General features: G+C 72.8%; 22 protein-coding genes and 1 pseudogene. 13 read left to right on the forward strand and 10 right to left on the reverse strand.

Annotation, left to right across the window (positions count from 1 at the left end; translation table 11 throughout):
- Positions 1-2: 2 nt before the first annotated feature.
- From ACF3NS_RS10080 to ACF3NS_RS10090, 3 genes are all read right to left on the reverse strand, one after another.
- Positions 3-4,856 carry an ATP-dependent helicase gene (locus tag ACF3NS_RS10080; RefSeq protein ID WP_392465855.1) on the reverse strand — a complete coding sequence of 1,618 codons (4,854 nt, stop codon included), beginning with the start codon at positions 4,854-4,856 and terminating at the stop codon, positions 3-5.
- A 138-nt stretch (positions 4,857-4,994) separates the two neighbouring features.
- The gene (locus ACF3NS_RS10085; protein ID WP_392465858.1) at positions 4,995-5,384 is read right to left on the reverse strand and encodes a WGxxGxxG family protein; all 390 of its coding nucleotides are present in this window, start codon (positions 5,382-5,384) and stop codon (positions 4,995-4,997) included.
- Between the two features lie 52 nt (positions 5,385-5,436).
- Positions 5,437-5,742 carry a WGxxGxxG family protein gene (locus tag ACF3NS_RS10090; protein WP_154593353.1) on the reverse strand — a complete coding sequence of 102 codons (306 nt, stop codon included), beginning with the start codon at positions 5,740-5,742 and terminating at the stop codon, positions 5,437-5,439.
- 238 nt (positions 5,743-5,980) lie between these two features.
- Here ACF3NS_RS10090 and ACF3NS_RS10095 point away from each other — a divergent pair, with 238 nt between their 5' ends.
- From ACF3NS_RS10095 to ACF3NS_RS10110, 4 genes are all read left to right on the forward strand, one after another.
- Positions 5,981-6,217 carry a DUF3046 domain-containing protein gene (locus tag ACF3NS_RS10095; protein WP_154593352.1) on the forward strand — a complete coding sequence of 79 codons (237 nt, stop codon included), beginning with the start codon at positions 5,981-5,983 and terminating at the stop codon, positions 6,215-6,217.
- Between the two features lie 45 nt (positions 6,218-6,262).
- Positions 6,263-6,634: a hypothetical protein gene (locus ACF3NS_RS10100; RefSeq protein WP_392465859.1), complete on the forward strand. Its 372-nt coding sequence runs from the start codon at positions 6,263-6,265 to the stop codon at positions 6,632-6,634.
- 74 nt (positions 6,635-6,708) lie between these two features.
- A complete protein-coding gene (gene recA, locus ACF3NS_RS10105; RefSeq protein ID WP_230082806.1) occupies positions 6,709-7,800 on the forward strand; it encodes a recombinase RecA in 1,092 nt (363 codons plus the stop codon).
- Positions 7,801-8,042: 242 nt separating this feature from the next.
- Positions 8,043-8,756, forward strand: coding sequence for a regulatory protein RecX (locus tag ACF3NS_RS10110; RefSeq protein ID WP_392465861.1), 714 nt, complete (start codon positions 8,043-8,045; stop codon positions 8,754-8,756).
- 18 nt (positions 8,757-8,774) lie between these two features.
- Here ACF3NS_RS10110 and ACF3NS_RS10115 read toward each other — a convergent pair whose 3' ends face one another.
- The gene (locus ACF3NS_RS10115) at positions 8,775-8,915 is read right to left on the reverse strand and encodes a hypothetical protein (RefSeq protein WP_392465863.1); all 141 of its coding nucleotides are present in this window, start codon (positions 8,913-8,915) and stop codon (positions 8,775-8,777) included.
- Between the two features lie 68 nt (positions 8,916-8,983).
- Here ACF3NS_RS10115 and ACF3NS_RS10120 point away from each other — a divergent pair, with 68 nt between their 5' ends.
- The gene (locus ACF3NS_RS10120; RefSeq protein WP_392465865.1) at positions 8,984-10,486 is read left to right on the forward strand and encodes a gluconokinase; all 1,503 of its coding nucleotides are present in this window, start codon (positions 8,984-8,986) and stop codon (positions 10,484-10,486) included.
- Between the two features lie 126 nt (positions 10,487-10,612).
- Here ACF3NS_RS10120 and ACF3NS_RS10125 read toward each other — a convergent pair.
- Positions 10,613-10,959, reverse strand: a pseudogene (locus tag ACF3NS_RS10125) (RtcB family protein).
- Complete coding sequence (locus ACF3NS_RS10130) at positions 10,949-11,107, reverse strand: hypothetical protein (RefSeq protein ID WP_154593141.1); 159 nt, start codon at positions 11,105-11,107, stop codon at positions 10,949-10,951. Before ACF3NS_RS10130 ends, ACF3NS_RS10125 begins: the two are co-directional and overlap by 11 nt.
- Before the next feature lie 192 nt (positions 11,108-11,299).
- Between ACF3NS_RS10130 and ACF3NS_RS10135 the strand changes: the two genes are divergently transcribed.
- The 3 genes from ACF3NS_RS10135 to miaB are packed head-to-tail and all read left to right on the forward strand — an operon-like array spanning position 11,300 to position 15,032.
- A complete protein-coding gene (locus tag ACF3NS_RS10135) occupies positions 11,300-12,310 on the forward strand; it encodes an IS481 family transposase (RefSeq protein ID WP_311966502.1) in 1,011 nt (336 codons plus the stop codon).
- Between the two features lie 9 nt (positions 12,311-12,319).
- The gene (locus ACF3NS_RS10140; protein WP_392465867.1) at positions 12,320-13,510 is read left to right on the forward strand and encodes an MFS transporter; all 1,191 of its coding nucleotides are present in this window, start codon (positions 12,320-12,322) and stop codon (positions 13,508-13,510) included.
- 4 nt (positions 13,511-13,514) lie between these two features.
- Positions 13,515-15,032, forward strand: coding sequence for a tRNA (N6-isopentenyl adenosine(37)-C2)-methylthiotransferase MiaB (gene miaB / locus ACF3NS_RS10145; protein WP_154593139.1), 1,518 nt, complete (start codon positions 13,515-13,517; stop codon positions 15,030-15,032).
- Positions 15,033-15,039: 7 nt separating this feature from the next.
- Here miaB and ACF3NS_RS10150 read toward each other — a convergent pair whose 3' ends face one another.
- Positions 15,040-15,237, reverse strand: coding sequence for a hypothetical protein (locus ACF3NS_RS10150; protein ID WP_019284573.1), 198 nt, complete (start codon positions 15,235-15,237; stop codon positions 15,040-15,042).
- On the reverse strand, positions 15,234-16,157 hold the full coding sequence (locus tag ACF3NS_RS10155; RefSeq protein WP_154593138.1) for an EamA family transporter: 924 nt from the start codon (positions 16,155-16,157) through the stop codon (positions 15,234-15,236). The genes ACF3NS_RS10150 and ACF3NS_RS10155 overlap by 4 nt, the downstream gene beginning before the upstream one ends.
- Before the next feature lie 72 nt (positions 16,158-16,229).
- Here ACF3NS_RS10155 and ACF3NS_RS10160 point away from each other — a divergent pair, with 72 nt between their 5' ends.
- Positions 16,230-17,156, forward strand: coding sequence for a LysR family transcriptional regulator (locus ACF3NS_RS10160; RefSeq protein WP_392465870.1), 927 nt, complete (start codon positions 16,230-16,232; stop codon positions 17,154-17,156).
- A 49-nt stretch (positions 17,157-17,205) separates the two neighbouring features.
- Here the strand turns inward: ACF3NS_RS10160 and ACF3NS_RS10165 are convergent, their stop codons facing one another.
- A complete protein-coding gene (locus ACF3NS_RS10165) occupies positions 17,206-17,403 on the reverse strand; it encodes an antitoxin (RefSeq protein ID WP_019284576.1) in 198 nt (65 codons plus the stop codon).
- Between the two features lie 125 nt (positions 17,404-17,528).
- Between ACF3NS_RS10165 and miaA the strand changes: the two genes are divergently transcribed.
- From miaA to ggt, 3 genes are all read left to right on the forward strand, one after another.
- Positions 17,529-18,530: a tRNA (adenosine(37)-N6)-dimethylallyltransferase MiaA gene (miaA, locus tag ACF3NS_RS10170; RefSeq protein ID WP_392465873.1), complete on the forward strand. Its 1,002-nt coding sequence runs from the start codon at positions 17,529-17,531 to the stop codon at positions 18,528-18,530.
- Complete coding sequence (dapF, locus tag ACF3NS_RS10175; RefSeq protein ID WP_289033432.1) at positions 18,527-19,438, forward strand: diaminopimelate epimerase; 912 nt, start codon at positions 18,527-18,529, stop codon at positions 19,436-19,438. The genes miaA and dapF overlap by 4 nt, the downstream gene beginning before the upstream one ends.
- 76 nt (positions 19,439-19,514) lie before the next feature.
- Positions 19,515-21,419: a gamma-glutamyltransferase gene (ggt, locus tag ACF3NS_RS10180; protein WP_392465877.1), complete on the forward strand. Its 1,905-nt coding sequence runs from the start codon at positions 19,515-19,517 to the stop codon at positions 21,417-21,419.
- Between the two features lie 102 nt (positions 21,420-21,521).
- On the opposite strand, the gene ACF3NS_RS10185 is transcribed toward ggt, so the two are convergent.
- Complete coding sequence (locus tag ACF3NS_RS10185; RefSeq protein ID WP_288799247.1) at positions 21,522-22,145, reverse strand: class I SAM-dependent methyltransferase; 624 nt, start codon at positions 22,143-22,145, stop codon at positions 21,522-21,524.
- A 96-nt stretch (positions 22,146-22,241) separates the two neighbouring features.
- On the opposite strand from ACF3NS_RS10185, the gene ACF3NS_RS10190 reads away from it, so the two are divergent.
- Entirely contained in the window at positions 22,242-23,810 is a 1,569-nt protein-coding gene (locus ACF3NS_RS10190) for an alkaline phosphatase D family protein (RefSeq protein ID WP_392465879.1), read from the forward strand.
- Positions 23,811-23,893 lie beyond the last annotated feature (83 nt).

Raw genomic sequence — 23,893 nt, forward strand, 5'->3', positions numbered from 1 at the left:
TGTCAACGGCGCAGTCGCAGGCCGCGCGGGGTGTGGTGGAAGCCGGCGTCCGCCAGCGCCTGCACGAGCGGGTGATCGGACCCGAGGAGTGCGGCGCCGTCCGCGCGCTCGACGCTGAGCCTGCCCAGCGCGCCGCGGTGCACCACGTCCGCCAGCGCCCTGGCGGCGGCCCCGAGGTCGGCGGGGTCCTCGCCGAAGGACAGCAGCGTCTTGCCACCACGCTCGACGTAGAGGACCAGGCGCCCGTCCACGAGCACGACGAGGGCACCGGCCTTGCGGGCCGGACGATGCCTGCCTGCGTCGTCCGGCCTCTCGGGCCAGGGCAGCGCCGCACCGTAGACGTTGGCCGGATCGGTCGCGGCCAGGACCAGGGCGGGGCGCTCGGGCTGAGCTCCGCGACGCTGAGCGCTCACCGACCAGGCGTCGCCGAGGTGCGCGAGCGGGCTGGCCGGCAGGCCAGCCCCCTGCTGACCACCGGCGGTGTCGTCGAGGACCCGGCTGCCGGCGCGCAGACGGTCCACGGCCCCCGCGGTCGCGAACTGGGAACCGCCGAGGCCCTCCACGAAGTAGCCGCGTCGCACCCGACCGGCCTCCTCGGCGGCGGCGAGGACCCGATAGACGGACGCGAAGCCGCCCACGACCTCCTCGGCGACCGCGCTGCCGCGGGTGACCACGCCGTAGCGGTCGAGGAGCAGCTCGGCCTGCGCCCACGCGCGGACGGTCGCGTCGGTCTCGGTGGCCGGCAGGACGCTCCATCGCCCGAGGCCGCGGGGGTCGGTGATGAGCACGTTCGAGGCGGGCCGGGCCAGGCCGCTGCGGGGACCGCCCCCACGCAGCGTCCCGAGGGTGCCGCGTCGACCGCCGCGTCCGGCCCGGGGGCCGCTGCGGCGTGGCTTGTGCGCCGTGTGGCCCCCGTCGAGCAGGCCTCGCACGGCCGTGAACGTGTCGCCGGTGACGTGCCCTGCCCAGACCAGTGCCCACAGGTCATCGACGACCGTGGCGTCGGTGCCTCGTCCGAGCGTCGCGGCGAGCCCGGCCACGAAGTGCGCCCCGCCCAGCCGCAGGTGGTCGAGCAGGTCTCGCTGCTCCGTCGTGAGATTAGCCTCCGGGCCGGGGGCTGCCAGCGTGAGGTGGGCGGTGTCCGCCAGGTGCAGCGAGACCCAGCCGTCGTCCCCGGGCAGGGACCCGTGCCCCTGCCACAGCACCTCACCCGTCGCCGTCAGCTCGTCCAGCATCGCGGGGGAGTAGTCCGGCACGCGGGCCGGCAGCACGAGTGTCTCGACGGCGCTGGCGGGCAGGCGCGCCCCGGCCAGCTGCTCCACGGCGCGCGCCACGGCCTCGACGCCCCGGCTGCGATCCCCGATGCCGTGCCAGACCGGCACGAACCGCGCCAGGTCGGTCACCGGGACCGGCTCGACCTCTGCGCGGAGCGCCGCCAGGGAGCGTCGCCGCAGGGTGCGCAGGACCTGCACGTCGCAGTACTCGACGCCGTGCTGCCCGCCGCCGAGCTGCTCGGGGAGCAGCTCACCCTCGACGAGCTGACCGCGACCGACGAAACGAGCGAGGGCGTGCGATGCGACCGCCGTGCCGAGCCCGAGGGTCGCGGCGACGGCCGTGGCGGTGAAGGGTCCGTGGGTGCGCGCGTATCGCTGCACGAGTCCGCCCAGCGGGTCGTCGCCGCCGTCCAGCAGGCTGTCGGCGATGCCGGGCGGCACGGCCACCCCGAGGGCGTCGCGCAGCCGACCCGCGTCCTCCACGACGGCCCACCGCTCCTCGTCGCTGATGCGGACCCGGACGACGCGGCGCGCCGACTCGAGCTGCTGCAGCCAGGTCGCCGCCTGCCCCGCGTCCGGGTAGGCGTCCTCCTCGGCGGCGCAGCGCAGCGCGACGTCGGGAGTGCTCAGGGGACCCACGACGCGCAGGAGGTCGGCGACCCCCTCGGCGTCCCGGCACCGTCGAGCCGGCGAGAGGCGTTGCAGGTCGGCCTCGGTCGCGGTGATGACCTCGGGGTCCAACAGGTCTCGCAGTGAGCTGCCGGCGTCCTGGCCGAGCAGGTCCGACAGCAGGTCGGCGTCGAGCGAGAGCGCGGCGGCCCGGCGCTCGGCCAGGGGGGAGTCGCCCTCGTAGAGGTACTGGGCGACGTAGCCGAAGAGCAGGCTCTTGGCGAACGGCGACGGGGTCGGCGTCTCGACCTCGACGACACGGACGTCCCTGGACCGGACGCGGGCCATCAGGTCGATCAGCCCGGGGACGTCGAAGACGTCCTGGAGGCACTCCCGCACGGCCTCGAGGACGATGGGGAAGGACGGGTAGCGGCTGGCCACCTCGAGCAGCTGCGCGGACCGCTGCCGCTGCTGCCACAGGGCCTGACGCCGACCGGGCTGGCGCCTCGGCAGCAGCAGGGCGCGCGCGGCGCACTCGCGGAACCGGGCGGCGAAGACGGCCGAGCCGCCGATCTCGGCCGTGACCAGGGCCCGGACGTCGTCCGGGTCGAGGGTGATCAGGTCGACGATCTCGCGGGTCCAGTCCGTCACGTCGCCGGACTCCCCGTCGTCGCCCGCAGGCCCGTCGACGGCCGTGTCGAGGTCCGGGAGCCGCAGGATGATGCCGTCGTCGGCGTTCATCGCCTGCACGTCGTAGCCGAACCGCTCGCGGAAGCGGGCCGCGACGGCCAGCGCCCAGGGAGCGTGCACCTGCTGTCCGTAGGGGGAGTGGATCGCGATCCGCCAGTCGCCGATCTCGTCGCGGAAGCGCTCGACCACCACGGTCCGGTCGTCGGGCACCACGCCCGTGGCCTCGCGCTGCTCGGCGAGGTAGTCGACCAGGTTGTCGGCCGCCCAGGCGTCCAGCCCGCCGTCGGACAGGCGGTGCACGGCGTCCTCCCGTGGCAGTCGTGAGAGCTCGCGAAGCCGTGCCCCGACCGCCGCGCCGAGCTCGGCCGGGCGCCCGAGCTGGTCGCCCTTCCAGAAGGGCAGACGACCGGGCTGGCCCGGGGCCGGCGTGACGAGCACCCGGTCGTGCGTGATGTCCTCGATGCGCCAGGCCGTCGAGCCGAGCGTGAAGACGTCGCCCACCCGCGACTCGTAGACCATCTCCTCGTCGAGCTCGCCCACCCGCCGGCCGGGACCGTCACCGGTGGCCAGCATCACGGCATACAGCCCGCGGTCGGGGATCGTCCCACCGCTGGTGACGGCCAGCCGTTGTGCGCCGGGGCGACCGGACACCGTGTCGGCGACGCGATCCCACACGATCCTGGGCCGCAGCTCGGCGAACTCGTCGCTCGGGTAGCGCCCGGCGAGCATGTCGAGGGTGGCCTCCAGGACGGAGCGGGGCAAGGACGCGTAGGGGGCCGCCCGCCGGACGAGCTGCTCCACGTCCCCCACGGTCCAGTCGTCGAGCGCGCACATGGCCACGACCTGCTGGGCCAGGACGTCGACGGGGTTGGCGGGGATGCGCAGCGCCTCGATGGCCCCCTCGCGCATGCGGTCGATCACCACGGCGGTCTGGACCAGGTCGGCGCGGTACTTGGGGAAGAAGACGCCGCGAGAGACGGCCCCCACCTGGTGCCCGGCGCGGCCGACGCGTTGCAGGCCGCTGGCCACGCTCGGGGGGCTCTCGACCTGGACCACGAGGTCCACCGCGCCCATGTCGATGCCGAGCTCGAGCGAGCTGGTGGCGACCACGGCCGGCAGCAGGCCGGACTTGAGGGCCTCCTCGATCTCCTGGCGGTGCTCCTTGCTGACGGAGCCATGGTGGGCCCGGGCCAGCACGGGTGCGGCACCGTGGCTCTGCCCGGCCTGACCCATGAGGTGCGCAGGGGTCCCGCGGGTGAGGCGAGCGGGCGCGGGCAGGCCGTCCGGCGCGGTGACGGCGGGCACCGGCGTACGACCGTCGTCGCCCTCGTCCTCGGGGGGTCCGAGCCGCTCCTCCCACAGCTCGTTGAGGCGCGCGGTCAGACGCTCCGCCAGCCGCCGCGAGTTGGCGAAGACGAGCGTCGAGCGTTGCTGGGCGACGAGGTCGACGATGCGTTCCTCGACGTGAGGCCACACCGACGCCGCGCGGCGCGGGTCCGCGTCGCCGGGGCCGTCGAGGTCGACCGGTGCGGCGGAGCCCAGCTCGGCCAGGTCGGGGACCGGGACGACGACCTGCAGGTCCCACTCCTTGGTCGACGGGGGCTGGACGACGCTGACGGGGCGGCCCCCCGCCAGGTAGCGCGCGACCTCCTCCACGGGGCGGACCGTGGCGGACAGGCCGACGCGCGTCGCGGGACGGTCCAGCAGGGCGTCCAGGCGCTCCAAGGACAGGGCGAGGTGGGCGCCTCGCTTGGTCCCCGCGACGGCGTGGACCTCGTCGAGGATCACCGTCTCGACCCCGCGCAGGCTCTCGCGCGAGGCGGACGTGAGCAGCAGGAAGAGCGACTCGGGCGTAGTGATCAGCACGTCGCTCGGACGGCGTTGGAAGGCCCGGCGATCGGCGGCCGGGGTGTCCCCGCTGCGCACCGACACCGTCACGGCGGGTGGGGGGACACCCAGCCTGCGCGCGGCGTGCTCGATGCCGACCAGGGGCGAGCGCAGGTTGCGCTCGACGTCGACGGCCAGCGCCTTCATCGGGGAGACGTACAAGACCCGGCAGCGGCGCAACGGGTCCTCCGGCGGCGGGCTCGACCCCACCTGGTCCAGCGCCCACAGGAAGGCCGCCAGGGTCTTGCCCGACCCGGTGGGCGCCACGACGAGCGTGTGCTGACCCGTCGACACCGCCTCCCACGCCCCGGTCTGGGCCGGTGTGGGCGCGGGGAAGCTGCTCCGGAACCACGCGCGGGTGGCTGGGGAGAAGCGGTCGAGGACGTCGCTGGTCATGGTGCGTCCAAGAGTGCCACGGGGGTCCGACATACCCCTGCCCCTCCCGGTGCGACGAGGGGGTCCCCGGCCAGCCGGCCGGGGACCCCCTCGATGGTGCTGCGCGCGGGCCTGCGATGCCCGGCCCGCGCAGGCGCGTCAGCGGCGGGTGTCGTCGCCCAGCCCGTCACGACGCGTGTCGCCGAGACCGCCACGGTCGGTGTCCGTGGTGCGGATGGCGTTGTCGCGGTCGACGTGGCCGTGGGTGACGTTGGTGTCGTGGTGCGTGCCCACGTGCTCGGTGCGGGTGCTGCGGTGGTCCACGTGGTCAGCGGGGTGGACCTCGTGCTTCTTGTTCTTCTTCAGCAGGCCGGCCAGTCCCAGCAGACCGAGCAGGCCCCACAGGCCGGTCTTGTCGGACTCGGTCGTGGTGGTGGTCGTGGTGACCGAGGTGCTCGGCGAGGGGGTCGCGGTGTCGGCGACGGCCGCGCCGGCGGGCACGATGGCGAAGGCGGCGGCCGCGGCGGCGGTGAGGATGGTCTTGCGCATGATGGTCAAGCCTTTCGGTGAGGGAAGGTGCGTCGGGAGATCGGTCGGCTTCTCAGCGGGACCGGTCGTCGGTCCGGTGGGCCTGGGTCGACGTGGCGCGGGTGGCGCCCGAGGCGCGACGCTCGTCGACGGCCTGCTTGCCCTTGAGCAGGCCCGCGAGGCCGAGGGCCCCGAGGAGGCCGGCGAGGCCCCACTTGCCGGAGTTGTCGTCCGCGACGTTGTCCTCGTCGGCGGCGACGACGGTGACGCTGGGTGCGTGCTGGGCGGGCGGGGCTGCCATGGAGGGGGCAGCAGCGGCAGTGACCGATGCGGCTCCGATCACGGCGGCGGCACCCAGACGGGTCATGGTGCGGCGCATGATTTTCCTTTCGTCGTACGGTCGTTCGCTGTTTGTACTGCTTCATGTTTGTCACCCCCGCCCGCGCCCATGCGTGAAGGTGGTTGTGATCCATGTCATAGTTTGCGCGTGATGTAACAGGTCACTGTGCGTACTCATGCTGGTCACGGCGCTGCCGGTCCCCGCATGGTCGGCGGCGCTCGTTGGGCCGTTCGAGTGATGGGTTGCACACTCGTGATCTGCACGGCAGAGTGTCCGGATGCGCCTGTCCGACCTGCGGCGGCTCCTGGACGAGGAGTTCGGCCCCGGCTATGCCCCCACGGTGGCCAGCGACCACCGGATCTCGGGGTTGGGCAGCCGCACCGTCGAGGAGGCGGTGGCCGACGGGATCCCGCCGCGCGCCGTGTGGCTCGCCCTCTGCGACGACTTCGACGTGCCCGAGTCGCGGCGCCTCGGGCGGGACCGACCCCTGCGCCGGGACGCGCCCCTCGACTGACGGTGGTCGTATGCCGCGACGCCGCGGCTGGACAGGGTCGCCGTCATGACGACGGCCGCTGCGTCCCGCACCGCCCGACCGGACTGGGACACCTACTTCCTCGAGGTCGCCGACGCGGTCGCCGTGCGCGCCGGCTGCCGCCGCCGTCAGGTCGGGGCGGTGATCGTCTCGGAGGACCGGCGCATCATCTCGACCGGCGACAACGGTGGCCGGGAGGCGTCCGGTCAGGTGGTCGAGGACGACCTGTCTCGTCCTATGGCTCTTCGGCCGCCGCCCGGGCGATCGCGCGACACACGAGCGCCGATGCTCGACATCGAAATTGTGTTCGGTAGGATCGTCCACAGGAGCCTCGGCCCAGCACGGCACCGTCCACAGGTCGTCACGACCCAGGGAGGGTCTGTCAGTGGTGGCCCCTAGCGTCTGACCCGAGACATCAACCACGTCACGGGTTGCCGGTGGGCGCGATCCGACGAGAGACAAGGACAGCAGTCATGGCAGCAGTCACCCCCATCAAGGGATCCAAGGCCCCGGCCGACCCCAAGGACGCGAAGTTCCAGGCGCTGTCCTCGGTGCTCGGGCAGATCGAGAAGTCGCACGGCAAGGGTGCGGTGATGCGTCTCGGCGACGACGTCCGTCCCCCGATCGAGGTCATCCCGACCGGTGCGATCGCCCTGGACGTGGCGCTCGGCATCGGCGGCCTCCCGCGCGGCCGGGTGATCGAGGTCTACGGCCCCGAGTCCTCCGGCAAGACGACGGTCGCCCTGCACGCCGTGGCCAACGCCCAGCGCAACGGCGGCATCGCGGCGTTCATCGACGCCGAGCACGCCCTCGACCCGGAGTACGCCAAGAAGCTCGGCGTCGACACCGACGCGCTGCTGGTGTCCCAGCCCGACACCGGCGAGCAGGCGCTGGAGATCGCGGACATGCTGATCCGTTCCGGCGCGCTCGACATCATCGTGATCGACTCCGTGGCGGCCCTCGTGCCCCGCGCCGAGATCGAGGGCGAGATGGGCGACAGCCATGTCGGTCTGCAGGCCCGCCTCATGAGCCAGGCGCTGCGCAAGATCACGGGCGCGCTGTCCTCCAGCGGCACCACGGCCATCTTCATCAACCAGCTGCGCGAAAAGATCGGCGTGATGTTCGGCTCGCCCGAGACCACCACCGGTGGCAAGGCGCTCAAGTTCTACGCCTCGGTGCGCCTCGACGTGCGCCGCATCGAGACCCTCAAGGACGGCTCCGATGCGGTCGGCAACCGCACCCGCGTCAAGGTCGTCAAGAACAAGGTGAGCCCGCCGTTCAAGCAGGCCGAGTTCGACATCATCTACGGCGAGGGCATCTCCCGCGAGGGTGGCCTCATCGACATGGGCGTCGAGCACGGCTTCGTGCGCAAGGCCGGCGCCTGGTACACCTACGAGGGCGACCAGCTCGGCCAGGGCAAGGAGAACGCGCGACAGTTCCTCAAGGACCACCCGGAGACCGCCGACGAGATCGAGCGCAAGATCAAGGAGAAGCTCGGCATCATCAAGCCGGTCGACGCGCCCGTCTCCGAGATCCCCGCGGTCGAGCCCCCGGTCGAGTTCTGAGTCGTATGCCGGGCCCCACCCCCGCAGGGCGTGGGAGCTGGAGCGGGGCCGCCTCCTGGGATCACGCCGAGGACGCCCGCCCCGCTCCCGCCTCGCCTCCCTCTCCCGCTGCCAGGTCAGTTGCGGACGCCTCCGGCTCCGCCGACTGGGCAGTTCCGGCCGCCCCTGGCTCCGCCACCGGGGCAGTCTCCGCGGAGAGGCTCAGTCGGGCTCGCGAGGTCTTGACGCGAGTGGAGGCCGGTGTGTCGCAGGGCGTTCCGGACTTCCTGCCCGAGGATGCCCATGTCAGCCCCGCCACCTGGGGGGACCTGCGCGAGGAGGGGCGCGCGGACGCTCGGACGCCGACGACGCGATCCGATCGTCGAGGCGACGCGCCGAGCCGCGGCACGCGGGGACGCGACCCAGCCAGACCCCGGCGCCGCGGCCGGGCCGAGGATCCACCGACCGAGGGTGCCGCCGCCGTCGACGCCGAGCCGGACCACGAGGACGTCGCCCGGCAGATCGTCCTGCGGCAGCTGGCCATGGCCCCCCGCAGCCGGGCCCAGCTCGAGACCAAGCTCCGCCAGCGCGACTGCCCCGAGGACGTCATCACCCGCGTCCTCGACCGGATGACCGAGGTCGGCCTCGTCGACGACGAGGCCTACGCCGCGATGCTCGTGCGCTCCCAGCAGGTGACCAAGGGTCTGGCCAAGCGCGCCCTCGCCCACGAGCTCCGCAAGAAGGGGATCGACAAGGACCTGGCGGACGCGGCCCTCGACGAGGTCGACCCTGACCAGGAGCGTCGCACCGCCCGGGAGCTGGTCGACAAGAAGCTGCGCTCGATGGGCGGCCTGACGGTCGAGGTGCAGACGCGCCGGCTCGCCGGGATGCTCGCGCGTAAGGGCTACGGGGCGGGGACGGCCTACTCGGTGATCCGCGACGCGATCGCCGACGCTCCCGAGCACCTGCGGGACTGACTCGCCGGCGTCGGCGGGTCACAGAAAGTCCAGCGGCCGCTGGGCGACGGCGATCGTGCGGGAGTCGACGATCTCCTTGCCGTAGGGGAACAGCGTGACCGGGATGAGCTTGAGGTTGGCGATGGCCAACGGGATCCCGATGATCGTCGAGTGTTTCACCCCGGCCCGGCCTCCCATCCGAGCCACCCCCACCTAGGCTGGAGGGCCCCTGACCCTAGGAGCCCCCCGTGAGTGAGCCGGCGTTCGAGATCGACATCGACCAGGCGCAGCAGCCGATCGTGCTGGCCCTCGACGTGGGTTCGACGGCCAGCCGTGGCGCGCTCTACGACGCCGCGGGCCGCCCGGCGGGCAAGCGAGCCAAGCGGCCGCACGCCTTCACCACCGCGGCGGACGGCACGTCGACGATCGATCCGGACCAGGTGGTCGCCGAGCTCACCGAGATCGTCGAGGAGCTGCTGGACCAGCTGGACGGCGCCCCCGTCGGAGGGGTCGCCATCGACACCTTCGCCTCGTCGTTGGTCGGCGTCGCCGCAGACGGGTCGCCCCTGACCCCGTGCATCACGTATGCCGACGCCCGCTGCGCGGGGGAGGTCGCCGTCCTGCGCGACGAGCTGGACGAGGCGGACGTCCAGCAGCGCACCGGCACCCGGATCCACACCAGCTATCTCGCCCCGCGGTTGCGGTGGTTGACCCAGGTGCAGCCCGACTCGGCCGCGCGGGTGACCCGGTGGATGTCGTTGGGGGAGTATGTGCTCCACCGTCTCATCGGCACCGCGGACCCGGGCACGTCGACGGCCGCCTGGACCGGACTGCTCGACCGCCGGACGGGGGAGTGGGACGAGCAGCTGCTCGACGTCGCCGGGGTGAGTGTCGAGCAGCTGGGCACGCCCCGCGACCCCGGTGACACCCTCACACCGGTGGTGGACATCGCCGGACGCTGGCCTGCCCTCGCGGACGCGCGCTGGTTCGCCCCGATCACCGACGGCTTCGCCAGCAATCTCGGCAACGGCGCGACCGGGCCCGACACCGTGGTCGCCAGCCTCGCCACCAGCGGGGCGATGCGCGTCCTGATCGACGGCGCGCCCGCCACGCTGCCCACGGGGCTGTGGAACTACCGCGTCGACGACCGCCGCTCGCTGGTGGGCGGCGCGCTCAACGACGTGGGCCGCGCCGTGACCTGGGCGGAGGAGACGCTCCGGCTGCCCGAGGGGCGCGACGCGCTGGACGCGGTCCTGCGCGGGGCCCACGACGCCGGTACCCCTCTGGTCCTGCCGTTCCTCACGGGGGAGCGGTCGACCGGGTGGGCCGGGGGAGCCCGCGCGGCCCTGACTGGCCTGACGGTCTCGCACCAGGCGCCGGAGATCTTCCGCGCGCTGATGGAGGGGGTCGCCCTGAGTTATGCCCGCCTGGCGGCACAGCTCGAGGAGGCCGCCGGCGCACCCGAGCGGATCCTGGCGAGCGGTCGCGTCGGACAAGATCTCCCCGGGCTGTTCGCCCTGCTTGCGCACGCCGTCGACAAGCCTGTCACGCCCGTCACCATCAAGCGGGTCACGCTGCGCGGCACGGCCCTGCACGCCCTCGAGGTGCTGGCGCCCGACGTCGAGCGAGTCGCGCCGACGACGGGTCCCACCGAGCAGCCCGACCCGGACGCCACCCGGCACTATGCCGACCGGCTCGCGAGGTTCGAGGAGCTCTATGCCGCGATCGTCGCCCCCACCCCCCGCCGCTGATCGCCACGGTCTCGACGGTCGCCTCGGTCCCGGCGGTCGCCACGGCCCCGCCGGTAGCCCCTGTTGCCGTTCGCCGTCCGCCGCCTGACCCCGTGGGGCCAGGCGGCGGACGGTCGGCATGCGGCCTCAATCGCCCCTGTCGTTGACGACCTGCCGCAGGGTGTGCCGAATCTCGACGAGGTACGCCGAGTCCGCCATCACCTGGTCGATCGGCTTGTACGCCGCCGGGATCTCGTCGACCAGCGCCTCGCCGTCGCGAAACTCGATGCCCGCCAGGGACTCTCGGGGTTGCCGAGCCCGCGGACGACACATGACGCCGTCCCCATCGACCCGGGGACGAGCCCCGGCTCGCCGGCGCGCGCGGAGATCGCCCCCTTGCGGGACACCCACACCTGCCGGCCGAGGTGCGTCTCCTGCCCGGTGTAGTTCTGGTGCGTGTTGATCAGCTCGACCTGCTCGACCTCACGATCCAGCCACCGGGCGACGCAGCCGACGACACGCTCCGTCGTCCAGCTGGGAGGCCCAGCTGACGAGTCGCGCGGTGATCTTCTCCATGACCTTTCTCTTCTCCTCGGAGGGGTTGGCCGGGTGAGCCTGCCGCTCGCGAATCCGGTTGCTCACCTCATTTTCCGTGCCGTCGGCCGCGGCGGCGGTGTGCGCGCCCTACGGCCCGGGCCCGGGACGGCTAGGTGTTATGCCCAGGCACGTTGGTCGAGTCGTTGCGATGTGACGCTCTGATCTGGTGGCAGGCGAAGACCTCCCGGTGTGGAGTGGAGCTGTCTGAGGGTTCCGTTCCGCGACCAGGAGGTCTTCGTGTCTCACGCTACCCATGCCAATGCTGCTTTGACCCCACGCGCGCGCCTGCGCCTGGCGGTGCTCGTGGTCGAGCGGGGGTGGCCCATCGCCCGGGCCGCCGAACGGTTCGACGTGTCGTGGAAGACAGCAGCGAAGTGGGCCCAGCGGTACGCCGAGGAGGGCAGCGCCGGGATGCTCGACCGGTCCAGCCGCCCCCATCACCAACCCCGCCGAACACCACCCCGCCTGGTCCGCAAGATCGCGCGAGCCCGCCTGCGACATCGGATGGGACCGGTCCAGATCGGTGACCTGCTCGCCGTCCCCGCATCCACCGTGCACGCCGTGTTGACACGGTGCCGGCTGCACCGGCTGTCTTACCTCGACCGGGCGACCGGCGAACCGATCCGCAGGTACGAGCACGACCACCCCGGCGACCTGCTGCACGTGGACGTCAAGAAGCTCGGCAAGGTCCCCGACGGCGGCGGCTGGCGGTACGTCGGACGCGCCGCGGGTCAGCGTCATCGCGCTGCCACGTCGGCACGCACGGGCGTCCCAAGAAGCAAGTACCGCCAGCCCCTGATCGGGACCTGCTACCTGCACACCGTCATCGACGACCACTCCCGGGTCGCGTACGTCGAGGCTCACGACGACGAGACCAAGGAGACTGCAGCGCTGGTGCTGCGCAACGCGGTCGCGTGGTTCGCTGAACGCGGCGTCACCGTCAAGCGGGTGATCAGCGACAACGGCGGCGCGTACCGCTCCCACCTGTGGGCCGACACCTGCACCGAGCTCGGCATCACCGCGAAGAGGACCCGCCCGTACCGGCCCCAGACCAACGGCAAGATCGAACGCTTCCACCGCACCCTGGCCGACGGGTGGGCCTTCAAGAAGTTCTACCCCAGCGAAGCCGACCGGATCGCAGCCCTGGCACCCTGGGTCCACCAGTACAACCACCACCGGCCCCATTCAGCGATCGGCAAGGTCGCCCCCATCACTAGGTTGGACAACCTGTCTGGGCATCACAGCTAGGGTCGCGGGGTGTCTGATCGTGCTGACCTGCGTTGGCTGCTGCCCGGCTTCGTCGCGGTGGCGCTGGTGTGCCGCCTGCCCATCACGAGCCTGCCGCCGGCGCTGGCCACCATCAGTCGCGAGCTGCGGCTCACGCCGACGCTGGCGGGCCTGACCACGACGCTCCCGCTGATCTGCTTCGGCCTGTTCGCGTTCGTGACGCCGTTCCTCGTGGCGCGGTGGGGGACCGAGCGCACCCTGCTCGGCGCCACCGCGCTGACGGTGGCGGGCGTCGTGGTGCGCAGCCTGCCGACCACGCCCACCTTCTACCTCGGGACGATCACCCTCGGCCTGGGCATCGCCGTGATGAATGTCGTGCTCCCGGCCGTGGTCCGCAGCCGGTTCCCCGACCAGGTGCCGCAGCGGATGGGCCTCTACACCGTGTGCATGATCAGCGGCGCCTCGGCCGCCGCTGCGGCCACCGCCCCGCTGCTGCAGCACGGCCTCTCCTGGTCGTGGACGCTCGCCATCTGGGCCCTGCCCCTCACGGCGGCGCTGCTGATGTGGGGGCTCGCCGCCCGCGAGGTGGCCGTGCACCCGACAGGAGGCCACGTCGACGTCCCCCGGCCCCCGACCGGCATGGCCCACGTCGTGCGCCGCCCCCGCACCTGGTGGACGGCGGCGTTCATGGGCCTGCAGTCGCTCTGCTTCTACATGCCCCTGACCTGGCTGCCGGCGATCCTGCGCAGCCACGGCGTCTCCCCGGCCACGGCAGGTGTCATGCTCGGTGTCTACATGGGCCTCGGGATCCCCGGCAGCTTCCTCGGACCTCGTATGGCGACCCACCCGCACGCCTCCCGCGTCCTCGCGGGGTTCTTCGCGGCCTACGCGCTGGGCGTCGTGGCGCTCCTGGGCGGCGTGGCCACCTCCCTGCTCGGCGTCGTCGTCATGGGTTTCGGCCAGGGGGCGGGGATCGCCATCGCGCTGACCTTCATCGCCCAGCAGCGCGACCCGCACGACGTCCCGGCGGTGTCGGCCTTCGCCCAGGGCACGGGATTCCTGCTCTCCGCGGTCGGGCCGGTCACGGCCGGCGCGCTCTACCAGGCCACCGGCAGCTGGACCGTGCCCGTGCTGCTCATCCTCGCCGTCGCGCTGGCCCAGGCGGTGAGCGGTCTGGTCCTGTCGCGCCCGGCCCCCGTCCGTGGGGCCTATCCTGGATGACGCGATGAAGACCTATGACGTGCGCACCCACGGGTGCCAGATGAACGTGCACGACTCCGAGCGACTGGCCGGCCTCCTCGAGACGGCGGGCTATGTCGACCTCGCGAGCCTCCCGACCGACGAGCGGCCCCCGACGGCCGACGTGGTGGTCTTCAACACCTGCGCCGTGCGCGAGAACGCCGACAACAAGCTCTACGGCAACCTCGGCCAGCTGCGTCCGGCCAAGCTCGCCAACCCCGACCTGCAGATCGCCGTCGGCGGCTGCATGGCGCAGAAGGACCGCGACACCATCGTCAAGCGGGCCCCGTGGGTGGACGTCGTCTTCGGGACCCACAACATCGGGTCCCTGCCGGCCCTGCTCGACCGGGCGCGCCACAACAAGGAGGCGCAGGTCGAGATCCTCGAGTCCCTCGAGACCTTCCCCTCCACGCTGCCGACGCGCCGCGACTCGGCCTACGCCGGTTGGGTGTCGATCTCCGTGGGCTGCAACAACACCTGCACCTTCTGCATCGTCCCGAGCCTGCGGGGCAAGGAGCAGGACCGCCGCCCGGGCGACATCCTCGCCGAGTGCCGGGCGCTGGTGGAGCAGGGCGTCGTCGAGATCACCCTGCTCGGGCAGAACGTCAACAGCTACGGCGTCGAGTTCGGTGACCGCGGCGCCTTTGCCAAGCTGCTGCGCGCGACGGGGGAGATCGAGGGCCTGGAGCGGGTGCGCTTCACGTCCCCGCACCCGGCAGCGTTCACCGACGACGTGATCGACGCGATGGCCGAGACGCCCAACGTCATGCCGAGCCTGCACATGCCGCTGCAGGCGGGCTCGGACCGCGTCCTCAAGCAGATGCGCCGGTCCTACCGCTCCGAGAAGTTCCTCGGGATCCTGGACCGCGTCCGCGAGCGCATCCCGCACGCCGCCATCACCACCGACCTCATCGTGGGTTTCCCGGGCGAGACCGAGGAGGACTTCGCCGAGACGCTGCGCGTGGTCGAGGCCTCGCGGTTCTCCAGCGCGTTCACCTTCCAGTACTCCATCCGCCCCGGAACCCCCGCCGCCACCATGGACCACCAGGTCCCCAAGGCCGTGGTGCAGGAGCGATTCGACCGGCTGATCGCGCTGCAGGACCGGATCTCCTGGGAGGAGAACCGCACCCACGAGGGCCGCACGGTCGAGGTCCTGGTCGCGCCGTTCGAGGGCCGCAAGGACCGCGAGACCGAGCGGATGTCCGGTCGCGCGCGCGACAACCGGCTCGTGCACTTCGCGGTCCCGCAGGGGGCCGAGCGGGCGCGCCCGGGAGACGTCGTCGAGGTCGACGTGACGTATGGCGCCCCGCACCACCTCGTCGCGGACGGCGCCCTCGACGGGGGCACCTACCGTGTGCGCCGCACCCGTGGTGGCGACGCGTGGGCGGCGCTGCAGGATGCCGCCGTGCCGGGCAAGCCCGCGGTCTCGCTGGGGATGCCGTCGATCGGCAGGCCCGCCGCGAGCGCGGTCACGGTGCGCAGCGGACCCGCCTGCGGCGCCTGACCTGACCTCAGTCGGGCATCCCGCTGCCGGTCACCGCTCCGGTGCCGGTGTCGGTCGACCCCTCGGTCGCGGCCTGCTGCATCTGGCCGTGGTCGGCGTCGGGGGAGTCGTGGGCGATGTCGGCCTGGCCGGGGGCTGCCTCCGCGGCGGCCTCCTGCGCGGCCTTGGCACCCTCGGGCAGCTGCTCGTCACGCATCTCGGTCATCGTGTGGCTCCTTCGAGTCGATCGGTGCCCTCCACCCTAGGCACCGCGACGCCGCCGCGGGGCCTTCGCCCGGACCAGAGCACGCCCGCGATCACGAGGACGCCGCCGAGCAGCTCGATCGCGGTGGGGCGCTCGCCGAGCACCAGCCAGGCGGTGAGGATCCCGACGACGGGGACGAGCAGCGAGTATGGCGCCACCACCCCTGCCGGGTGCCGCGCCATGAGCCACACCCAGATGCCGGAGCCGACGACGGTGCCGAGCAGCACGGTGTAGGCGAGGCCGATCCACGCCGGCGCCGCCGCGGCCGACGCCGACGTGCCGAGGGACGACGCGATGCGCGCGGGCCCCTCCACCAGCAGCGACAGCACCAGCATGGGCAGCGGCGGCACGACGGACATCCACAGGGTCAGGTGCAGGGGCTTGGGCGCGCGCGCCAGGCGGCTGCACAGGTTGCCGAAGGCCCACCCCAGCCCGCCGAGCACCACCAGCACGAAGGGCAGCACGCTCGTCGCCGTCGCCCGTGACAGGCCGACCAGCACGAGCCCACCCACAGCCACGGCGATCCCGACGCGTTGCGTCAGCCCCACCCGCTCGCCGAGCAGCAGCGCACCCAGCACCACGGTGAACGGCGCCGACGCCTGGAGCACGAGCGACGCCAGGCCGGCCGGGAAGCCCATGGCCATGCCGAGGTAGAGGCCGATGAACTGCACCGTCCCGAACCCCAACCCGTAGCCGACCAGCCACTTCAGCGGCACGTCCGGACGGGGCACGAGCAGGATCGTGGGCGCCGCGATGATCGCGAAGCGCAGGGCGACGAGGAACAACGGCGGGAACTGCTCCAGCGAGGCGTGGATCGCCAGGAAGTTGACGCCCCAGAGCACGGCCACGAGGGCCGCGAGGGCGCGGTGGGTCATCGGCATCCACCCATCGTCCGGCTCCGCGACCGTTCAGGACAAGCGACGATCCATGGCACAAAGCATTAGGTTGACTTCATGGACCTGCGCCACCTCGAGCTCCTCCGGGACCTGGCCGACCGCGGGACCCTGGCCGCCGTCGCCGCGGCGACTCACCGCACGCCCTCCGCGGTCTCCCAGCAGCTGCGCACCGCGGAGCGGGAGATCGGGGTGCGCCTCGTCGAGCCCGACGGCCGGCGCCTCCGGCTGACGCCCGAGGGCCGCCTGCTCGCGGCCGGCGCGGACGAGGTCGGCGAGGTGCTCGCCCGGGTCCGTGGACGGCTCGACGAGCTTGTCGGCACCCCCGCCGGCACGGTCAGCATCGGCACGCTGCCCAGCGCCGGAGAGGCGCTGCTGCCCGGTCTCCTCCGGCGCCTCAGCAGCACGCAGATTCATCTCGAGATCGACGACTTCGACGTCTCCGAGGCGGAGTTCGCGGTGCGGGCCCGCGACGTGGACGTGGTGGTGGCGCACAGCCTCACGTCGGGGGCGGCGAGCGTCCAGGACGGTCTCGCGCGCCGCGTCATCGCCCGCGAGCCCATCGACGTGGCGCTGCCCGCGAGCCATCCGCTCGCGGGGCGTGCGAGGCTGCGCCCTGCGGACCTCGCCGGCACGACCTGGGTGGGCGTGCCGGTCGGCTACCCCTTCGACACGGTCATGGGGAGCATCGAGCGTGACCTCGGGGCGCCCCTGGAGCGCCGCTACCGCCTGCGCGACAACCGGCTGCTCGAGTCGCTGGTGGCGTCCGGCGAGGGATTGGGTCTCCTCCCTCGTTTCACCACGCGACCACGCCAGGGGGTCGTCATACGGCCTCTGCAGGGTGTCCGGGCGCACCGCTCGATCTTTGCGCTGTCCCGCCGTGAGCGGCACGAGCGCCTGGCCGTGCGCACCGTCGTGGACCTGCTGGTCGAGGTCGGCCGCGATCTCGTGCGGGCACGGGGAGAGGCCGCCACCCTCGAGGGGTGACGGCCTCTCACGTCGTGAGGCGACGGCCGGAGCCGTCAGCGGGACGACGTCACTGGCTGTTGTCGCCGACGCGCTCGTCGCCCTGCTGCTGGACAGAGTCGATCTTGTCGGAGTGCTGCCCACCAGTGCGCTCGTCGAGCTGGTCGCCAGCTCGCTCGATGCCCTGGTCGGAGAACTGCTCGACCTTCTCGGGGTTCTGCTCCGCAGCCTCGGTGGCCTTGTCCTTCATGTTGTCGAACATGCTCATCGCCGTCTCCTTCCAATCGGGGCCAGGTCAGGAGCACCTCGGTCCGTCGCCGGCACGGTGCGCTCCGCCGACCACCCTGCCCCACGCGACGGGTCCTTGTCACTCGCTCTGGGACAATGGCACGTATGCCGGACGCCGCCCTGCCACCCGTCGTCGCCGTCGTCGGGGCCACCGCCACCGGCAAGTCCGACCTCGGGGTCGCCCTGGCCGCACGGCTCGGCGGCGAGGTCGTCAACGCCGACGCGATGCAGCTCTATCGCGGGCTGGACGTCGGCACCGCCAAGCTGAGCGTGGCTGAGCGACAAGGGATCCCGCACCACCAGCTGGACGTCCTGGGCGTGCGGGACGAGGCGAGCGTCGCGGCCTACCAGCGCGAGGCGCGCGCCGACATCGACGAGGTCCGGCGACGTGGGCTCGTCCCTGTCCTGGTCGGGGGTTCGGGCCTCTACGTCCGGGCCGCGCTGGACCTGCTCGACATCCCGCCCACCGATCCCGACGTCCGCCGTCGGCTCGAGGCGGAGGTCGGTGACGACGCGGCGGGCCTGCCGGCGCTCGTCGAGCGCCTCCGACGGCTGGACCCCGTCGCCGCCGACCAGATCCTCCCCACCAACGCCCGGCGCGTCGTGCGCGCGCTGGAGGTCATCGAGCTGACGGGGCGACCCTTCAGCGCGACCATGCCGGAGCGCACCCATCGCCTGCCCACGGTCGTCGTCGGGCTGCGTGTGGACCGGCCGGTGCTCGACGAGCGGCTCGGCCTGCGCATCGACCGCATGTGGGAGCAGGGGCTGCTCGACGAGGTGCGGGCGCTGGACGCCGCCGGGCTCCGCGACGGGCGCACCGCGAGCAAGGCGCTCGGCTACGCCCAGGCCCTGGCCCAGCTGGACGGCGACCTGTCCGAGGGCGACGCCAAGGACCTGACGGCCACCCTCACGCGCAAGCTCGCCCGCCGTCAGGAGGCGTGGTTCCGCCCCGACCCGCGGATCGACTGGCACGACGCGACCGCCGTGGCTGTGGGGGAGCGCCCGCTCGGTGAGCTCCACGACGCTGTCCACGAAGCGGTCCGCGCCGCGGTCCATGCCGCGGTCCTCGACGCGGCGCCCAGGCTTGCACGAGAGGATGAGGCATGACTGCGCGCACCCTGCCCTTCACCAAGGGCCACGGCACCGAGAACGACTTCGTCCTGATCCCGGACCCGGACGGCTCGATCTCGTTGTCGCCCAGCGAGGTCGCGTGGCTCGCTGACCGCCGCGCGGGCATCGGTGGCGACGGGGTCATCCGGGTCGTCCCCACGGCGCTCGCCGGCGAGCCCGCCGTCATGGACCAGGCCTCGGACGCACGCTGGTTCATGGACTACCGCAACGCCGACGGGTCCGTCGCCGAGATGTGCGGCAACGGCACGCGGGTCTTCGCGGCCTACCTGCGCCGTGAGGGCCTCGAGCAGGACGCGGAGTTCGCGATCGCGACCCGCGCCGGCCGAAAGCACGTGCGCGTGGGGGCCGACGGCGAGACGGGGGAGGCGTCATACGCCGTCAACCTCGGCCCCTGGCGGCTGAGCGCGCCGGACCAGGCCGAGGTCGAGGGCTCCGACGCCCTCGTCAAGGTCGACGACCACGAGGCCGTCCCGGCGCTGTCGCTCGACCTCGGCAACCCGCACACCGTCGTCATGCTGCCCGCGGGGCGAGAGCTCGACGCGCTCGACCTCACCCGGCCGCCGCTGGTGCAGCCGACGCCCCTCGAGGGGACCAACGTCGAGTTCGTCCAGGTGCTCGGCCCGGGGCACCTGCGCATGCGCGTGCACGAGCGCGGGGTGGGGGAGACGCGCTCCTGCGGCACCGGGGCTGCCGCCGCGGCGCTGGCGGTCCGCTGGTGGGCCGGAGGCTCGCAAGCGGGCGGCTCGGAGGCCGGTGACCGCTGGCGGGTGGACGTGCCAGGCGGGACGGTGCACGTCCGTGCCCTGCCCGGTGACGAGGTCGAGCTGTCCGGGCCCGCCGCGCTCGTCGCCGACGGCACCGTGGAGCGACCCGAGCGAGGATGACGGCCGCCCCGCGAGTCCGTCCCACATGCTGGATCACCCCTTTTGTCCGACCTGTCCGCGCGCCTAGCGTCGCGAGATGACTGCACCCAGCCCCCGCGGACCTCGTCCGTCGGCCACGCTCCGGGGCGTCCTCGCCCTCACGCTGGCCCTGCCTGTCACCGCGGCCGTCTCGATCTCCACCGCCGGCGCCACCCCTGTCCCCCAGCGCCCCGCCCCTCGTGACCAGGGCCCCGTCGGGCACACCCTGCCCAAGACCGGCACCATGACCGGGTCCGGCGGCGCGGTCGCCAGCGTCGATCCGGTCGCGAGCCAGGTGGGCATCGACGTGCTGAGGCGCGGGGGCAACGCCGCCGACGCCGCCGTCGCCACCGCCGCCGCGCTCGGTGTGGTGGAGCCCTACGCCAACGGCATCGGCGGCGGCGGCTTCTTCGTCTACTACGACGCCCGCACCAAGCGCGTGTCGACCATCGACGGCCGCGAGACCGCCCCGGCCGGCATGACCGAGACGTCCTTCCTCGAGGGCGGCAAGCCGATGGACTTCACCAAGGCCGTCAACTCCGGCCTGTCCGTGGGGGTCCCGGGCACCGTGGCGACCTGGCAGGCGGCTCTGCAGGACTACGGCACCCGGTCCTTCAGCCAGATGCTGGCCCCGGCCGAGGAGATCGCACGTCGTGGCTTCGTCGTCGACGACGCGTTCGAGACCGCCACCGCCGACAACGCCAAGCGGTTCGCGCAGTTCCCCGCGACGGCCGCCATCTACCTCCCCGGCGGCAAGCCGGTCGAGGCCGGCACGGTCCTGCGCAACCCGGACCTGGCGGCGACCTACGCCGAGCTGCGTCGCCGCGGACCGTCCGCGCTCTACACCGGCGGCATCGCCCAAGACATCGCCAAGGTCGTCAACGCGCCGGTCACGGTGCCCGGCGTGACCGTGCCGACCGGCACCATGACGACGAGCGACCTCGCGCGCTACCAGGTCAAGCGCCTCGCACCGATCCACTCGACCTACGAGGGCTATGACTACTACGGCATGGCCGGGTCGTCCTCCGGCGGCATCGCCGTCGCCGAGACCCTCAACCTGCTCGAGGAGTATGCCGAGCGCACCGGCGTCCCGCTGCGTGACGTCGACGACGTGCAGTACTACCACCGGTTCGCCGAGGCCACCGCGACGGCGTTCGCGGACCGCAACCGCTGGGTCGGCGACGTCCCCGGCGTGCCGCGCGACCAGCTCGTCTCCCAGGGCTTCGCCCGCGAGCGCGCCTGCGGCTTCGACCCGGCCAAGGCCCAGCAGCGGCCCATCGCCTTCGGCAGCCCGGACGGGGCCTACGGCGGCTGCGGCACCGCGCTCGGCAAGGTCGGCCAGGGCAACGACGGGCAGGCCACCACGCACCTGACGGTGGCGGACAAGTGGGGCAACGTGGCGTCATACACCCTGACCATCGAGCAGTTCGGGGGCAGCGGCATGACGGTCCCCGGCCGTGGCTTCCTGCTCAACAACGAGCTCACCGACTTCAACTTCGCGCCCCTGACGCCCGGCGTGCCCGACCCCAACCTCCCGGCGCCGGGCAAGCGTCCGCGCTCGTCGATGAGCCCCTCGATCGTGCTCAAGGGCGGACGGCCGTTCCTGGCCGCTGGCGCGGCGGGCGGCGCGACGATCATCACCACGACCGCGCAGACCATCACCGAGGTCATCGATCGCGACAAGACCGCGATGGGTGGGCTGGCGGCGCCGCGCATCTCCTCGCGCAACACCGCGGCGACCGCCGAGCCGCAGCTCATCGACAGTGCCACCGGGGCGGCCCTCAAGGCGCTCGGCCAGCCGATGACGCCCTCGGCCACGATCGGCCGGGGCACGGCGATCCGGATGCTCGGCCGCAACCTGTTCGACGCCGGGGCCGAGCCGACCCGCGGTGGCGGCGGGTCGGCGATGGTGGTCCACCCGGGCAAGGCTGGCAAGGACAAGCACCGGCCGCGGCACCGCTGACCCCCCCGACTCCGCCGAGTGGTCACTTCCCGACGGTCGGGAAGTGACCACTCGGCGGAGTGGGTCGGGAAGTGACCACTCGGCGGGTGGGAGCCGGCGACTCTAGGCGGCGGCTTGCCGGACGTGCAGGACCCGGAATCCCCTGGCGCTCGTGAGCCGCTCGACGACCAGCTGGGGACCGAGCTCGCGGCCGATCCACGCCTGGAGGGAGTCCGAGCCGAGGTTCTTCTGCACCACCAGGTAGGCATGGCCGCCCGGTGCCAGCCGGGGGAGCCAGGTCCGCAGGAGATCGTGCAGCACGGCCTTGCCGACCCTGATGGGTGGGTTGGACCAGATCAGGTCGTATGCCGTGCCCGCCGGCACCTCGGCCGCCGTCATCGCGCGGATCCCGGTGCAGCCCAAGGACTTCGCGTTGCGTCGGGCAAGGTCGAGCGAGCGCTCGTTGACGTCCACGGCGTGGACCGTGGCGTCGGGGGAGCGCAGCGCCAGCGTCAGCGCGATCGGCCCCCAGCCGCAGCCGAGGTCGAGGAAGGTCCCGGTCGCGGGTGGGGGTGGTGCCTCCGCGAGCAGCACGGCGGTGCCCTTGTCCAGCCCGTCGGGGGAGAAGGTCCCGGGCGCCGTCTCGACGTCGACGGTCCGGTCCGCCAGGCGGATGCGGATCGACCGGCGCTCGGGCTCGGTCGCCGGCGCGCTCGACGTGAAGTAGTGCTCCTGCTGCTCGCTCATCACCTCAGACCCTAGCCCGCGGCATACGGCAGGGTTTGCCGGACCGTCACCCGACCGCACCCCGCGCGTTCACCCGAGAGGCGCAGAGTCGCCGTCATGGCCAACGTCTCTCGTCGTTCCCTGCTGACCGGTGCCCTCGGTGGTGCCGGCCTGGTCGCCCTCGGTCAGTCGACGTCGGTCGCGGCCGGCGCCACCCCCTCCCTCGTCCGTGGTCGCAGCACGCTTCCCAGCGGGGTGCAGGCCGGTGACGTGACGTCCCGCTCCGCAGTGGTGTGGTCGAGATCCGACCGCCCCGGCCGCATGGTCGTGCGCCTCACCTCGGGGGGACGTCGCGGCTCCTGGCGCGAGCTCGCCGGTCCGTGGGCGACGCCGCGCAGCGACCTCACGGCCAAGCTCGAGCTCAAGGGTCTGGCGCCGGGCCGCGACTACGAGTACCGCGTCCAGTTCGAGGATCTCGACGGCCACCGCGGGGAGGTCGGCGTCGGTCACCTCAGCACGGCCGCCGTGCATGACGCGCCGACGAGCTTCGTGTGGACCGGCGACACCGCGGGCCAGGGCTGGGGCATCAACCCCGACCTCGGCGGCATGGTCGCCTACCGCGCCATGCACGAGCTGCGCCCGGACTTCCTGATCCACTCCGGCGACAACATCTACGCCGACGGCCCGATCCAGGAGCGGGTGGTCGAGCCGGACGGGCAGGTATGGCGCAACGTGGTCACCCCGCAGGTGGCCAAGGTCGCGGAGTCCCTGGACGAGTTCCGGGGGCGCTACCGCTACAACCTCATGGACCGCAACCTGCGCAGCATGTATGCCGACGTGCCCGTCATCAGCCAGTGGGACGACCACGAGACGACCAACAACTGGTACCCGGGCGAGGTGCTGACCGACCCGCGCTACACCCAGGAGCGGCGTGTGGACGTCCTGGCGACCCGGGCGCGGCAGGCCTTCTTCGAGTTCATGCCCATCGCCGACCGGCACGGCCGCGGCGTCCACGACCTGGGGCAGGCTCCCCGCGTCTACCGCAAGGTCGAGCGCGGAGCCCACCTGGACGTGTTCAGCCTGGACATGCGCACCTACCGCGGCGCCAACACCCCCTCGCTGGAGAAGCAGCGGACGGCCTTCCTCGGCACCGAGCAGGTCGACTGGCTGCTGCGCGAGCTGTCGCGGTCGCGGGCGACGTGGAAGGTCGTCGCCGCCGACATGCCGATCGGCATCATCGTCCCGGACGGCACCGACATCGAGGCGATCGCCAACCGCGACCCCGGCGCGCCCCTGGGCCGCGAGCTCGAGATCGCCTACCTCCTCAGCGAGATCAAGCGCCGCAGGATCACGGGCGTCGTGTGGTTCACGGCCGACGTGCACTACTGCGCGGCGCACTACTACGACCCGGCCAAGGCCGCCTTCAGCGACTTCGACGGGTTCCACGAGTTCGTCGCGGGGCCGATCAGCGCGGGCGGGTTCGGGCCGGGCCAGATGGACGCGACCTTCGGTCCGCAGGTGCTCTTCCAGGGGCTGCCGCGCTACGCCAACCAGTCGCCGCGCGACCAGAAGGCGATGTTCTTCGGCTACACCGAGGTCGACCGCGCGGGCACGATGACGGTGAGCCTGCGCAACGGCCTGGGCGAGATTCTCTACACCAAGGAGCTTGCGCCGCAGGGGCGCTGACGCGCCCCGCCGCGACCACAGACCCCCTGGTCATGTGGGGCGCACCCGCCTAGACTGCGAGCCACCTGAGGGCGGTGGTCACC

This window comes from Arsenicicoccus cauae (assembly GCF_043162025.1).
Lineage (GTDB): Bacteria > Actinomycetota > Actinomycetes > Actinomycetales > Dermatophilaceae > Arsenicicoccus > Arsenicicoccus cauae.